Annotated in this window: 13 protein-coding genes; 1 reads left to right on the forward strand and 12 read right to left on the reverse strand. The window is 53.8% G+C overall.

Annotated features, from left to right (window positions below; all coding sequences use genetic code 11):
- Positions 1 to 5: 5 nt before the first annotated feature.
- The 11 genes from rlmN to ACX1DY_RS19290 all read right to left on the reverse strand — a co-directional run bounded on the left by rlmN (position 6) and on the right by ACX1DY_RS19290 (position 12238).
- Complete coding sequence (gene rlmN, locus ACX1DY_RS19240; RefSeq protein ID WP_458965813.1) at positions 6 to 1046, reverse strand: 23S rRNA (adenine(2503)-C(2))-methyltransferase RlmN; 1041 nt, start codon at positions 1044 to 1046, stop codon at positions 6 to 8.
- 196 nt (positions 1047 to 1242) lie between these two features.
- Complete coding sequence (rsmB, locus tag ACX1DY_RS19245) at positions 1243 to 2724, reverse strand: 16S rRNA (cytosine(967)-C(5))-methyltransferase RsmB (RefSeq protein ID WP_458965814.1); 1482 nt, start codon at positions 2722 to 2724, stop codon at positions 1243 to 1245.
- Positions 2721 to 3659, reverse strand: coding sequence for a methionyl-tRNA formyltransferase (fmt, locus tag ACX1DY_RS19250; protein WP_458965815.1), 939 nt, complete (start codon positions 3657 to 3659; stop codon positions 2721 to 2723). The genes rsmB and fmt overlap by 4 nt, the downstream gene beginning before the upstream one ends.
- 6 nt (positions 3660 to 3665) lie before the next feature.
- Positions 3666 to 4151 (reverse strand): peptide deformylase, encoded by a 486-nt coding sequence (gene def / locus ACX1DY_RS19255; protein WP_458965816.1) that lies wholly within the window; start codon positions 4149 to 4151, stop codon positions 3666 to 3668.
- Positions 4152 to 4259: 108 nt separating this feature from the next.
- Entirely contained in the window at positions 4260 to 6791 is a 2532-nt protein-coding gene (priA, locus tag ACX1DY_RS19260; RefSeq protein WP_458965817.1) for a primosomal protein N', read from the reverse strand.
- The gene (gene coaBC / locus ACX1DY_RS19265) at positions 6791 to 8026 is read right to left on the reverse strand and encodes a bifunctional phosphopantothenoylcysteine decarboxylase/phosphopantothenate--cysteine ligase CoaBC (RefSeq protein WP_458965818.1); all 1236 of its coding nucleotides are present in this window, start codon (positions 8024 to 8026) and stop codon (positions 6791 to 6793) included. The genes priA and coaBC overlap by 1 nt, the downstream gene beginning before the upstream one ends.
- Positions 8027 to 8279: 253 nt before the next feature.
- The gene (gene rpoZ / locus ACX1DY_RS19270; protein WP_019911455.1) at positions 8280 to 8480 is read right to left on the reverse strand and encodes a DNA-directed RNA polymerase subunit omega; all 201 of its coding nucleotides are present in this window, start codon (positions 8478 to 8480) and stop codon (positions 8280 to 8282) included.
- A gap of 55 nt (positions 8481 to 8535) precedes the next feature.
- Positions 8536 to 9105 carry a guanylate kinase gene (gmk, locus tag ACX1DY_RS19275; protein ID WP_458965819.1) on the reverse strand — a complete coding sequence of 190 codons (570 nt, stop codon included), beginning with the start codon at positions 9103 to 9105 and terminating at the stop codon, positions 8536 to 8538.
- 18 nt (positions 9106 to 9123) lie between these two features.
- Positions 9124 to 9384, reverse strand: coding sequence for an extracellular matrix/biofilm regulator RemA (gene remA / locus ACX1DY_RS19280; RefSeq protein WP_006209218.1), 261 nt, complete (start codon positions 9382 to 9384; stop codon positions 9124 to 9126).
- Between the two features lie 50 nt (positions 9385 to 9434).
- On the reverse strand, positions 9435 to 10325 hold the full coding sequence (locus ACX1DY_RS19285; RefSeq protein ID WP_458965820.1) for a YicC/YloC family endoribonuclease: 891 nt from the start codon (positions 10323 to 10325) through the stop codon (positions 9435 to 9437).
- 38 nt (positions 10326 to 10363) lie between these two features.
- Positions 10364 to 12238 (reverse strand): bifunctional homocysteine S-methyltransferase/methylenetetrahydrofolate reductase, encoded by a 1875-nt coding sequence (locus ACX1DY_RS19290; RefSeq protein WP_458965821.1) that lies wholly within the window; start codon positions 12236 to 12238, stop codon positions 10364 to 10366.
- A 169-nt stretch (positions 12239 to 12407) separates the two neighbouring features.
- On the opposite strand from ACX1DY_RS19290, the gene ACX1DY_RS19295 reads away from it, so the two are divergent.
- Positions 12408 to 12665 (forward strand): hypothetical protein, encoded by a 258-nt coding sequence (locus ACX1DY_RS19295; RefSeq protein WP_458965822.1) that lies wholly within the window; start codon positions 12408 to 12410, stop codon positions 12663 to 12665.
- Here ACX1DY_RS19295 and ACX1DY_RS19300 read toward each other — a convergent pair.
- On the reverse strand, positions 12638 to 13738 hold the full coding sequence (locus ACX1DY_RS19300; protein WP_458965823.1) for a GerAB/ArcD/ProY family transporter: 1101 nt from the start codon (positions 13736 to 13738) through the stop codon (positions 12638 to 12640). The genes ACX1DY_RS19295 and ACX1DY_RS19300 overlap by 28 nt on opposite strands.
- Position 13739: the final 1 nt, after the last annotated feature.

The following is a 13739-nucleotide window of genomic DNA, read 5'->3' on the forward strand; positions in this document are numbered from 1 at the left end:
TATCCTCACCCCAACTCCATGTGTTTGGCGCGCAGCTGTCCGCATGCGGCCGCAATATCATGGCCCTGCTCACGGCGGATGGTTACATTCACGCCATGATCGGCCAGAACACGCTGAAATTCAAAAATATCATTGCGGGAAGTTCGTACATATTTGCGCTCCGGCACATGATTGACCGGAATCAGGTTGACGTGGCAGAGCATGGTCTTAAGCACTCCGGCAAGCTCCTCCGCGTGCTCCTTCTGATCATTGACGCCGCCAATCAGCGCATATTCGAAGGTGATGCGCCGGCCGGTCTTGGCCTGATAATAACGCAGAGACTCGATAACATCATCAAAAGGATAACGCCGGTTGACCGGCATCAGCTTGGAGCGCAGCGCATCATTGGGCGCATGAATGGAGATCGCCAGATTGATCTGGGTGTCTTCATCGGCAAATTTATAGATGCTTGGCACAATCCCGCTGGTGGAGACTGTAATATGCCGCTGACCGATATTCAGGCCCTTCTCATGGATCATCAGACGCAAAAATCTCATCGTCGCATCATAGTTCTCAAAAGGCTCGCCTGTCCCCATGATGACAATGCTGCTGACGCGTTCGCCGCGCGCATCGAGGATCTGCTGGGAGCGGACAACCTGGGCCACAATCTCGCCGGCTGTCAGGTCGCGCTTAAGTCCTCCAAGCGTAGAGGCACAGAAGGTGCAGCCAATCCGGCAGCCCACCTGCGTCGTTACGCAGACGCTGTTGCCATAATTGTGCTTCATGATAACTGTCTCAATCGCATGATCATCATGCAGACCGAACAGGAATTTCACAGTGCCATCCTTGGACTCCAGCTTGGTAATCTCGGTCAATGCCGTAATTCTGAACTGCTCATTCAGCTTGGCGCGCAACGCTTTGGACAAGTTGCTCATGGACTCAAAATCATTAACGCGTTTTACATACAGCCAGTCGAAAATCTGCCCGCCGCGAAAAGCAGGCTCTCCGTTGTCCTTAGCCCACTGCTGCAACTCTTCCAGAGATAAATCATATATTAAAGGTTTCATCAAAATCAGCACCTGTTCTTTCTTAAAGTATAAAATTTCTTGGCTATACGCTATGTCATTTCTTCTTAAAGATATGCGTATTATTTCTCATTCTTCCTATTTTAACACAAATATTAGAGACGGTAAAAGAAAAGCCCGCCGCGCAAGTAAAACCCTGCGGGCGGGATACCTGTAAATGCCTTGCCGTTTTACTATATTACAAGAGCCGTTCCAGACGGGCGATATAGAACCCGTCACTGCCGTAATGCTGCGGGAGAAGCTGTATTCCCTCCCCCGCTGCCAGTGCGGTGCCTTCGAGACGCTCCCACACAGGAGAGCTGAACGTGACAGAAGCGAAACCGGGATTATTCTTCAAAAATTCAGAAACAATCCTGCTGTTCTCTGCCTGCTCCGTGGTGCAGGTACTGTAGACCAGCACGCCTCCGGGCTTCAGCAGGCCAGAGACCGATTGCAGCAGCTCGCCCTGCAGCTCAGCCACACTGGCTATATCCTCAGGCTGCTTGCGCCATTTGAGATCCGGCTTGCGGCGGATAACGCCAAGACCGGAGCAGGGAGCATCCAGCAGAATCCGGTCAAAGGATTCCGGCTCAAGAGCCTCCGCAAGCTCGAGTGCGTCGCTGCTGCCTGTGCGGATGCAATCTAGGCCCAAGCGCTGCGCCTGGTCCGCGATCAACTTCGCTTTATGGGGATGCAGATCGCTCGCATAAATGTAGCCTTCATTCTTCATCAGCTCGCCCATATGGGCGCTTTTGCCTCCGGGGGCGGCGCAGCAGTCAAGCACACGCATGCCCGGCTCCGGCGCTACTGCTTCCGCAACCAGCATCGAGCTCTCATCCTGTACGGACAGAAGGCCGTCCTGGTACCAAGAAGTAAGCGCCAGATTGCCGCCGCCTTTTACGACGATGCCAAACGGACTTACTTGCGAGGCGGAAGCATCAAGACCTGCTTCAAGCATTTGCGCAAGCAGCGCGTCGCGGCTGATCATAGTGGTGTTCACACGAACGCTGACCGCAGGCGGTTCATTGTTGGCTGCGCATATGGCTTCAGCCGTATCCGCTCCATATTCGGCTATCCAGCGCTGAACCAGCCACAGTGGGTGTGAATGCAGAATGGAGATGCGTTCCTCGCGGCTGAGATTCTCAGGAATCACCGGCAAATCACCGGCACGCAGCACACTCCGCAGCACACCGTTCACCATTCCGGATATTCCCTGATGTCCGCGTTTCTTGGCTATATTCACAGCCTCGTTGACAGCCGCATGCGATGGAATGCGATCCAGGTACATGATCTGATACAGGCTTAAGCGCAGCAGATTGCGCACCCAGGGCTGCACCTTGGCTATCCCCTTGCTGACGAACCCTTCCAGCACATAGTCAAGCGTGATCATCCGCGATATGCTTCCGTACACCAGCTCTGTAGCCAGCCCCGAATCCTCCCGGCTGAGCCCTGACTTCTGCAGACTGCTGTTCAGCAGCAGATTGCTGTACGCACCTTCCTGCTCGACACGGACAAGAATATCAAGCGCCACCTCACGTGCAGTTGCAGTTCCCGAGGTGCGGGTGCCGCCGGCGCGGTTATTCTTCCCTCCCGGCGCAGTTCCTGGAGTCTTTCGCGTGGTTCCGCCGGACGGCTGAACGCGCCGTCCGTGCCCGCCTGCGCCGTTATTGCCCGCGCTCAACCGAGCACCGTCCCGGGCTTCAGCGTCCCGCCGCGGCTGAAGTCAGCGGCGGTCATGGCTTTTTTGCCCGCCGGCTGAACCGAGGTAAGCAGCAGGCTGCCATCCCCTGTCTTCACTTCAACGCCACGCTCACTTACCGCCAGCACCGTACCGGGTGCAACTGCACCGCCGCTGCCGTTCTCGGCAGGCTTCAGTGCAGCCCACACCTTGAACGTCTCGCCATTCCAGAGCGTAAACGCACCGGAGAAGGGCACCAGCCCGCGTATGCGGTTGTAGATGCTGCGCGAGCCTGCGCTCCAATCAATCCGTTCATCTTCTCTGCTGAGATTGGGCGCGTAAGTGGCTTCACTGTCGTCCTGTGGCGTAGCCTGTACAAGACCGTTTGCGAGGCGCGGCATTTCCACCTTAAGAAGCTCTCGCCCGGCAAGGCTCAGCTTCTCAAACAACGTTCCCGAGGTGTCTTCATCCTCGATTGGCACTTTGGCGCGCGAGATCATGTCGCCGGTGTCTATACCTTCCGCCATGTACATTAGCGTGACTCCGGTAACCTTCTCGCCGTTGATAATGCAGCGCTGGATCGGAGCGCCGCCGCGATATTTCGGCAGCAGCGAGCCATGCACGTTCACACAGCCATTCTGCGGGAGTTCCAGCACCGATTTGGGCAAAATCTGCCCGTAAGCCGCCGTAACAATCATATCCGGCTCATAGGCGGCCAGCTCGGCCACCGCCTCCGGCCGCCGCAGCCGTTCGGGCTGCAGCACCGGCAATCCCAGAGACAGCGCCGCCTCCTTCACCGGAGAAGGCGTTAATGTCTTCTTTCTTCCCTGCGGCCGGTCAGGCTGGGTAACAACAGCTACAACCTCGTAGCCCTCCTCCACCAGCATCTGCAGGGAAGGCACCGCAAAAGCCGGAGTACCCATGAACACTATCTTCATATCAAATCACTCCTCAGTTTCGTTGCGCTCAGCCGTATACTCATAGACCTTCTCGGCTATATCCGTAAACAGCACTCCGTTAAGATGATCAATCTCATGCTGAAAAGCCCGGGCCAGCAGACCGCTTCCGGTGATTGTAATTTCCTGGCCTTCACGGTCAAGTCCGCGTACAGTTACCGTCTCAGCACGGCGCACATCGCCATTCAGGCCGGGAATACTCAGGCAGCCTTCCGGGCCAAACTGTTCGCCTTCCTTGCTGATGATCTCCGGATTAATCATCTTGATCAGACCATGCTCCTCATCGGCATCGACTACGATCAGCCGTTTCAATATACCAACCTGCGGCGCAGCGAGGCCAACGCCTTCAGCGTCATACATAGTATCTGCCATATCATCAAGCAGCTTTTGAACATTAGGGGTAACCTTGGTTACTGTTTTCGCTGTCTTATGCAGCACTTCATCCGGTTCTTTCACGATCAGCCTGATTGCCATTACATAAACACCATCCTTGAAAATTTCTATAGTAAAACAAAGCTGTATACCAGCATAAGCCCGATAATTCAGACTTCAATTCCCAACTTATTGTAACACGTGCGCCATTTACATCAACATTTGCGGGTCTACATCCAGACTGATCTGCAGCCCAGTGTCGCGGACCGAATCCTCAAGCTCCTCCGCCACCTGCCGGGCCAGTCCGATGGCATCAATGGACCCCCGCCATTTGATGATGCATTGGAATCTGTATCTGCTCTTAAGCCGGGGCAACGGGGAAGCCACGGGACCCAGCAGATCCAGCGCATCGGCGGACAGCTTATCCAGACTGCCATACCAGCGGAGCTGTCTTGCTTTGCCTTGAATATTGAGCGCATAATTCTCAGCCATGCGCAGAAGCACAGGCAACTGTTCATGGGACAGCGTGACCAGGATCAGCCTGCAATATGGGGGATAGTGCAACTCCCTGCGATGCTTCAGCTCTTCACGCACAAAGGAATGATAATCATGCCCGCTGGCATGAATGATGGAATAGTGCTCCGGTGTATACGATTGTACAACAACCTCACCCGGAAGCTGATGGCGTCCCGCTCTCCCCGCAACCTGGGTGAGCAATTGGAACGTCTTCTCGGCTGCGCGGAAATCCGGCAGATTGAGCGCGGAATCCGCAGTAATGACACCGACAAGGGTAACGTCGGGAAAGTCGAGGCCTTTGGCCACCATCTGCGTGCCCAGCAGCACATCGGCCTTCTTGTCCCTGAACTGGCCCAGCAGCTTCTCATGCGAGCCCTTCTCCGTTGTTGTGTCCACATCCATCCGGATCACCCGGATGCCGGGAAACAGCTTGCCCAGCTCTTCTTCAACCCGCTGCGTTCCTGTGCCGAAGAAGCGGATATGCTCGCTTCCGCATTCCGGACACAGCTTGGGCGACGGCTCGGCATGACCGCAGTAATGACAGCGCAAATTATCGCTGCGACTGTGATAGGTCAGCGAAATATCGCAATCCGGGCAACCGGCGACATAACCGCAGCTGCGGCACATCACAAAGGTCGAGAAGCCTCTGCGGTTCAATAGCAGCACGGTCTGTTCACCGCGCTCCAGCCTGCTCTCCAGAGCAGCATGCAGCCTACGGCTGAACATTGAGCGGTTGCCTTCCTTCAGTTCATTGCGCATATCGGTCACATGCACCTTAGGCAATTCATTGCCCAGCGCCCGGCTGGGCATTTCCAGAAGGACAGGTGAGAAATGAATGTCGCTCTGCGCTCTGGCGGCATGATAGCTCTCCAGGGACGGCGTGGCGGAGCCGAGAATCACCGCGGCCCCGCATTGCTCCGCCCTGCGTACAGCAACGTCGCGTGCATGATATTTGGGATTCTCCTCCTGCTTATAGGAGGACTCATGCTCTTCATCCATAATGATCAGGCCCAGATTGACAAACGGGGCAAACACCGCCGAACGGGCCCCCACAGCTACATTCGCCTTGCCTTCGCGGATTTTGCGCCATTCGTCATAACGTTCGCCGACTGACAAGCGGCTGTGCATCACCGCTACCCCGCTGCCGAACCGGCCCTTGAACCGCTCCACCATCTGCGGAGTAAGCGCAATTTCTGGAACCAGCACTACCGCCTGCCGTCCCTGATCCACACAGCGCTGAATGCACTGCAGGTAAATCTCTGTTTTCCCGCTCCCTGTAACTCCATGCAACAGAAAGACCTCATGCCGCTGCTCTTCAACGGTAGAAGCGATTCGCGTATATACGGATTCCTGCTCTGCTGTAAGCGGTAAAGGCGTGCTAGGCTTGAAATCACGGCCCTGGTACGGATCGCGGTACACTTCAATTTCACTGATTTCAATGAAGCCCTTGTCCTCCAGCGCCTTCACCGTGCCCGCAGTAACCTGCAGCACCGACAGCACATCCTTGAGCGGCATCGGCAGTGTTCTTTCCATGTCGATCAGGAAAGAGAGCACTTCCTTCTGCCGTGCGGAGCGTGCCGGGAAGCTGGCAAGCGATTCACGCGCTGCAGCGAGGCCGATTGCCAAATCAACCGCCTTCAGCTTTTTTTTTCCCATCTTATCTTTGATCGACTGGCTCTCGGCAAGCACGCCCCGCCGGAGCATAAACTTCACCGTCTCAGCCGCTTGCGGAAAGGCCCGGGTCAACTGCTTCATGGAAACCTCGCCGTTTCGCCCGACAAATTCGGTAATCCTGCGTTCCTCCTGGTCAGTCTCCAGGAACATTGGAAACAGCTCATCCATCGGGCCGCCATCCTCTTCCGCCGCCTCGCCGAGTATAATCAACCGCTCGGCTTTGCCTTTCAGGGCTGTTGGAAGCATGGCCTGGAGGGCAGATATCCGCCTGCAGGCATATCTTTGACTCATCCAGTCTCCCAGCTCCACAAGCTCGGGAGAGAGGGGCGGAAGCAGATCCAGCACCTCTTGAATCGGCTTCAAGCCGGAATTTGCACCGCTAACCCCCGATTCTACCGAAACAACAAATCCCTGCACCGTCCGATGTCCAAACGGCACGGCTACCCTGCTCCCCACTTCAACCCACAGCAGGAGAGCGTCAGGAATCAAATAATCAAACGGCCGGTCGGTGCTGCGCACAGGAACATCGACAATGACCTTGGCTATTTCCATTATAATGCGGCTCCCGCAATGCGCTCAGCCGCAAGCAGCAGCAACTGGCGCGCCACTTCATCTTTGTATACGAGCGGCAGATCCAGCACTAATCCGCCCGCATCATAGATGGACACGATGTTGGTATCCGTCCCGAACCCAGCGCCTTCCGTGGAGACATCGTTGGCTACAATCAGATCCAGATTTTTGCGGACTAGCTTGTCCTTGGCATAAAATTCGGCATTTCCCGTTTCGGCGGCAAAACCGATCAGGTACTGCTTATCCTTGATTTTCCCCAGACTTTCGAGAATGTCAGTCGTCTTCACCAGCTCAAGCGTCAGCGTATCGCCACTTTTCTTAATCTTGGATTCCGCGCTTTCTCTAGGCCGGTAATCCGCCACAGCGGCAGCCTTAACCAGAATGTCACAGTCATCCCAGCGGCTTATTACCGCCTCGTACATATCCTGTGCTGATTCTACCCGGACAACGTGAATTCCCGGTTCCTGCGGCGGCGCTTCATCTGTACGCGCTGCGATCAAGGTAACATCGGCTCCCATTGCACGTGCCGCACGGGACAGGGCAAAGCCCATTTTGCCGGAGGAGTCGTTAGATATGTACCGTACCGGATCAATGCGCTCGATTGTTCCCCCTGCGGTGATAATAACTTTTTTACCGGCAAGAGCTCCTGCGGCGGCGTTAGCCTGAGCTGCAAAATAATTTTCCACCACGCTAACAATCGCTTCCGGTTCCTCCAGACGGCCTTTTCCGACATATCCGCAGGCAAGCAGGCCTTCGCCCGGCTCAATGAACTTCACTCCACGGCTGTGCAAAGTGTTAATATTGGCGAGCACCGCCGGATGCTGATACATATGGACATTCATCGCCGGTGCCACCATCACAGGAGCAGTTGTCGCAAGCAGAGTGGTAGATAACATGTCATCAGCCAGACCATGCGCCATTTTAGCGATAATGTTGGCTGTAGCCGGTGCAACAAGCACAAGGTCGGCAGCATCGGCCAGATCAATATGTGAAATTGAGGACGGATCGCGCTCCTGAAAGGTATCGCTATAGACGCGCTGCTTGGACAAAGACTGCAGTGCCAGCTCGGTAATGAACTGCTTGGCCGATGCCGTCATAATGACATGAACCTCGGCCCCTTTTTGCGTCAGCTTGCTGGTCAAAGCCGCTCCCTTGTAAGCAGCGATTCCCCCGGTAATTCCCAATATAATCGTTTTGCCTTGTAAGCTTTTCAACATGGTCCCCCCCTGTTCCTTACCCTGCGCCAATCTAATGATCAGACTCAAAAAACTATATTTTGAGAAAAAAATAACAACCTTCCGGTTGTCAGGTACAGCCCGGTTCGGGCTATTCTCGAGCTGAATTTGTACGATTTGATCTACTAAGCCAAGCAGAAACGATATCAGCCTCTCTGAGGACGACATCGTTTCTGCAAGCGACCCTGTTCAAAGGCGATGTCCGCTTGTACAGGGCTTAGTAGGAAATTCGGAACTACTCTTCGCCGCGTGTTACAACAATACGGTCTTCATAGATTTCTTCCAGAGCAACACCCACATATTTGTGCGATTTCGGCGCTTTGATCTCAGTCTTGCCGCCTTCACGGAGTGATCTTGCCCGGCGTGCGGAAGCGACAACGAGCGAATACTTGCTGTCTACTTTGTTTACCATTTCATCAATAGAAGGATATAGCATGTAAGACACCTCTTCATCTTTTACTGTAACTATGATCTTATAACTGTTGCGCCTGTCATCTCACCTTACAATGTTCGGCGATAATGATGCTTTCTATTCGCTTGCAGGCCAGATCAATCTCATCGTTCACTACTGCATAGTCGTAATGCCGGATCAGGCCGATCTCATCCTCTGCCACGGACATACGGTGGCTAATGACATCAGGATGCTCCGTGCCGCGCCCGCGGATACGGTCCTTCAATTCATCCATGGATGGCGGAAGAAGGAACACAAAGATGCCCTCAGGGAATTTCTCCTTGACCTTGAGTGCTCCCTGAACCTCGATCTCTAAGATAATATCTTTTCCGCTCTCGAGTGTTCTCTCTACAAAGTCACGCGGAGTCCCGTAATAATTGCCTACGTACTCCGCAAATTCAAGCAGCTGGTCAGCTTCAATCATAGCCTCGAACTGCTCTTTCGTTTTGAAAAAATAGTTAACTCCGTTCTCCTCGCCTTCGCGCGGCAAGCGTGTAGTTGCGGATACGGAATAGACAAGCTCGGGCATCTTCGGCCGCAGCGCGGTGCACACGGTACCCTTACCGACACCGGAAGGGCCGGATAAAATGATCAGCAATCCTTTTGACATAGTACACTCCATTTGTTGTTATTCGTCATTATCGTCATCTTTGCTGGACAAGCGGTGCGCCACAGTCTCCGGCTGAACCGCCGAGAGAATAACATGATCGCTGTCTGTAATGATAACAGCCCGCGTCCGGCGGCCATACGTGGCGTCGATCAGCATATGCCGGTCTCTGGCCTCCTGGATGATACGTTTGATTGGTGCAGATTCCGGGCTGACAATGGAAATAATGCGGTTCGCCGATACGATATTTCCAAAGCCGATGTTGATTAATTTAATTGCCATGTTCCGGTTGTTCCCCCCATAGGTTACATCTTTGCTTACTCAGGTACCTGTCATTCAATATTCGCTGCTTGTTCACGTATCTTCTCCAGTTCGGCCTTCATCTCAAGCGTAAGGTTCACCAGAGTCAGATGATTGCACTTCGACCCGATTGTATTCGTCTCCCTGTTCATCTCCTGAATGAGAAAGTCCAGCTTGCGTCCTGCAGGCTCGCTCCCCTTGAGCAGAGCCTTGCATTGTTCAAAATGACTGTTCAGCCGGGTAAGCTCTTCATCAATATTACAGCGGTCGGCAAAGATAGCAATCTCCATCCCAAATTTATGCTCTTCAAAAGGGAACGTCCCGTCATTCAGCACGCTCAGCCGCTGCCGCAGCTTCTCGCGGTACTCGCTTACCACAGCCGGAGCAAGTCCGGCCATTTCGGTATGCAGCGCCTCCAAATGGGTCAGCCGCAGCGCAAGATCAGCGGCAAGATAACCGCCTTCCCGTGCGCGCATCTCCATCAGAGAATGCAAGCTCTGGTTCAGCCCAAGCTCAAGGACTTCCGCAAAATCTTCAAACGAGGCCTGCGTGTGGGCATCCTCCTTGAATTCCATTACACCGGGCATAGAGAGCAGGTCACGAAGACTCAGCTCACCCTTAAGTCCAAAATCATCTTTCAGCTGCTCCGCTGACTTCAAATAGGAACGCACCGCTGAACGGTTCAGCACCTGTGCAGGAGCCGATTCTTCGGTATGTTCCCTAGTAATGATGACATCTACCCGTCCCCGTTTGATATGAGCTTGAACCTGTCTTCGCAGCATATCCTCATAAACCGTCCAATCCCGGGGCATCCGCAGCACAACTTCGCAGTAACGGTTATTCACCGATTTGACTTCGAACGTAATCTTGTAACCGCCGAATTGCAGGGATGATTGACCGTATCCGGTCATGCTAAATGACAACGGAATCACATCCATTACACTATTGTAATTGATAATTACTAGCGAAACAAGGGGGACAATTTGCGCCCCTGTTTCTCCCACACGTACTCCAGAAGCTGCACACTCATATCATAGAACATGAATGGCGTCATCAGATAGATGCCGTTAAAATGCGCCATAGCCGCATCCAGCAGCTCCTTGGCAATCCGTACGCCCTCTGCGCGGCCCGCTTCTCCTTCCAGTCCCTCCATACGGCTGCGTACCTCAGGGGAGAGCTGGATGCCGGGAACCTCATTGTGAAGATATTCGGCGTTGCGCCCGCTCGCCAGCGGCATGATGCCGATAAAAATCGGGATATCAAGATGCCCGGTAGCTTTCGCAATGCGTGCAATCAATTCAGCATCATATACCGGCTGGGTCATAATATAATCCGCGCCGGAGGCAATCTTTTTCTCCAGCCGTTCTACCGCCTTGTCCAAATGTTTGACATTAGGGTTAAATGCCGCGCCGATGACGAAGTTCGCTTTCTGCTTCAGCGGCTTGCCGGAGAAGGCAATGCCGTCGTTAAGCTGCTTGATCATCCGGATAATTTCGAATGAGGTCAGATCGTAAATCGAGCTTGAGCCCGGCAAATCCCCAAAGCGGGCCGGGTCGCCGGTCACTGCCAGCACATGATCAATACCGAGGGCATCGAAGCCCATCAGATGAGACTGTGTTCCGATCAGATTGCGGTCGCGGCAGGCGACATGCACCAGCGGTCTCAGCCCCGTGCGGGCCTGAACCAAATGTCCAAGCGCCATGTTGCTCATCCGGGTCACCGCGAGCGAGTTGTCCGCCAGCGTCAGGGCATCCGCCCCCGCTCTGCGCAGCGCATCCGCGCCTCTCATGAATTTGGCGATGTCCAGGTCACGCGGCGGATCAAGCTCGACGATTACCGTATGCCGCTCTTTGACCAGATCGACCAAATTCGGCTCACCGCCGTCACGTCCCTCATCTTCGCCGAGATGCTCCTGTACGGCGATCCGCTCCACCTTGATGTGTAGAGTTGGCTCTGGCAGAGGCTGCGGCGCATAATCCTTCAGCGCTGCAGAGATTTCCGCAATATGCTGGGGCGTTGTGCCGCAGCAGCCCCCGATAATCCGGCAGCCCATATCCGCGAAGACCGGAGCCATCTGGCCGAAATATTCCGGCGAAGCGCCATAGCGGTATTGTCCGTCTACATAATCGGCAATACCGGCGTTCGGATAGACCGAGGCAGGAAGCTTAAGGCTTCCCTGCAGCGATTTGAGCGCCCGCTTGATGCCGTTCGGCCCGGTGCGGCAGTTGAAGCCGATAATATCCGCCCCGTCCTGCTCCAGAATATGAAAAGCCTCCTGCAGCGTCAATCCGTCAAGAGTACGAGCAGTCTCGTCCACCGCCAACTGGCAAATGACCGGAAGCTCGCTGAGCTTGCGGACCGCCCTTAACGCCAGATGCAGCTCCTCCACATCGTAGAAGGTTTCCAGTAGGATGCCGTCCGGCTGCTCATCAAGCAGCGCGGAAAATTGCTGGGCATAGAACCGCTTCAGCTCCGAGCTGGAGAGATTAGCCCTTTTGCCGGCCCGGATCGAGCCTACCGCACCTACGACATACCCTGCAGCACCGGCGGCCTGCCGCGCAATCCGCACACCGGCACGGTTAATTTCATTTACCTTGGCCTCCAGGCCGAACTTGGACAGCTTATCATAATTGGCCGAATACGTATTGCTCTCCAGCAGCACCGCCCCGGCCTCAATATAGCTTCGGTGTACATCCTCAATGACCCCCGGAGAGGTCAAATTCAATTCTTCATAGGAGATGCCGACAGGGAAGCCTTTCTGATACAAGAAAGTTCCCATCGCTCCGTCTCCGACCAATACGTTATTATTCCATGCAGAGCGCAAATCCGGCTTCACCGCAAGAACCTCCCCTATCAGACCATAGTTTCATACTAATGTAACATAAAACGGGATGGATGATAAGCTTTCACAGGTAAAAGCGAAGCATTGATAAAGCGGAAATTGCATGACGGCGGGGGAAATGATTCATACTAGCTGAAAGTGGTTCAATAGGAGGAAGTATTCGATGAAGAAAAAAACCAGAAGACAACTGCTGAAAAAATACACAATAATTCTGCTGCTGGCCGCGCTCTCTCTACTCTATTTATATTTTGGCGACTGGCTCTTCGGCTATGGCATGGGGAATATCAGCTACATTTTGAACTATTTATTGTATACCGCTTCCGAAAAGCTGGCCGCCGTGATCATGCTGCTGTGTCTCATTATCCCGGATGCCGTCTGCTTCATTCGGGGAAGTCAGCCCGGGCGGCGGGCCGAGAAATAACTTCTCAGCAAAGAGATCAGAATCAGAACAACCGGAACGGCCAGCATGAAAAAAGGGTACACCGTGTACAGCAGCCTTCCGCCCTCATCCAAATGCTCAGTGAAGCTGCGGGCGTCGAGCATGGAGGTGAACAGAATGATCAGCGCACAGGGATAAATCATTCTGCGGTAGGCGATTCCGAACAAATCGGAAATCCCGATCAGCGCTGCGGCAAAAAATACAGCCATTTTGAAAAATACTCCGATAATGAGCACCATGACCACAAAGATATCCACACGCTGAATGAAGTCTGAGATGGAAATCTTGCTGATCGTCGGCATGAGCGGCAGCGGAGAACGTTCCACAATATCTGCCCCCAGCACCGAAATGTTCAGAGCCATCGTGTAGCTGAGCATCAGGGCTGCGGACAGCATCGCCGCGGCGATAACCCATGGACCTTTTTTGCCATTGGAGAGGAAGGGCATCAGCATGGTAAAAGCAATCATTTCGCCAAAAGGGAACATGTAGTTCTGTTGCAGTACGGAACGAATCACAGGCTCTGCCCCATCCTCCAGCACCGGAAAGAGGCGGTTCAAATCGACAGACCCTGAGAGCACCAGCATAATTGTGCTGAATATGCCAATCAACAACACTATAATCAGAAAAACCATGGATGTCCGCGTCAGAACTTCAACACCTTTGTGCAGCACGTAGGCGCCTGAAAGAATCATCAGCGTACTTAGAATGAATAAGGGAGTATTATGCATCGTAGCCATCGCCAGCATGGTGCTGCCATCGCGCAAATCCCGGCCAGCCAGATTGATGTACAAAATAATATACATTAACGCAACCGGAGCTCCAATGTAGTTGCCCAGCAGCTTTCTGGCATAACCCGTTAAGGGCATTTCAGGATACTTCCGGTACAGATAGGCATAGCCTGCAAAAACAACCACACCCGCCACACTGCCGAATAAAATGGAGAGCCAGGCATCCCTGCCCGCTGCCATGCCCAAATTAACAACAAGCGCCGTTCCTAACTCGAACAGCAGGGTAATGCTGAAGAACTGGACAAGCCCGACTTTTACGGTTCCCATA

Source organism: Paenibacillus sp. BAC0078, assembly GCF_054483875.1.

Coding starts and splice junctions, on each gene's coding strand:
- rlmN (WP_458965813.1), bottom strand. CDS start 1,046: ATGAAACCTTTAATATATGATTTATCTCTGGAAGAGTTGCAGCAGTGG.
- fmt (WP_458965815.1), bottom strand. CDS start 3,659: ATGAAGATAGTGTTCATGGGTACTCCGGCTTTTGCGGTGCCTTCCCTG.
- def (WP_458965816.1), bottom strand. CDS start 4,151: ATGGCAATCAGGCTGATCGTGAAAGAACCGGATGAAGTGCTGCATAAG.
- priA (WP_458965817.1), bottom strand. CDS start 6,791: ATGGAAATAGCCAAGGTCATTGTCGATGTTCCTGTGCGCAGCACCGAC.
- coaBC (WP_458965818.1), bottom strand. CDS start 8,026: ATGTTGAAAAGCTTACAAGGCAAAACGATTATATTGGGAATTACCGGG.
- rpoZ (WP_019911455.1), bottom strand. CDS start 8,480: ATGCTATATCCTTCTATTGATGAAATGGTAAACAAAGTAGACAGCAAG.
- gmk (WP_458965819.1), bottom strand. CDS start 9,105: ATGTCAAAAGGATTGCTGATCATTTTATCCGGCCCTTCCGGTGTCGGT.
- remA (WP_006209218.1), bottom strand. CDS start 9,384: ATGGCAATTAAATTAATCAACATCGGCTTTGGAAATATCGTATCGGCG.
- ACX1DY_RS19295 (WP_458965822.1), top strand. CDS start 12,408: ATGAAGAAAAAAACCAGAAGACAACTGCTGAAAAAATACACAATAATT.
- ACX1DY_RS19300 (WP_458965823.1), bottom strand. CDS start 13,738: ATGGGAACCGTAAAAGTCGGGCTTGTCCAGTTCTTCAGCATTACCCTG.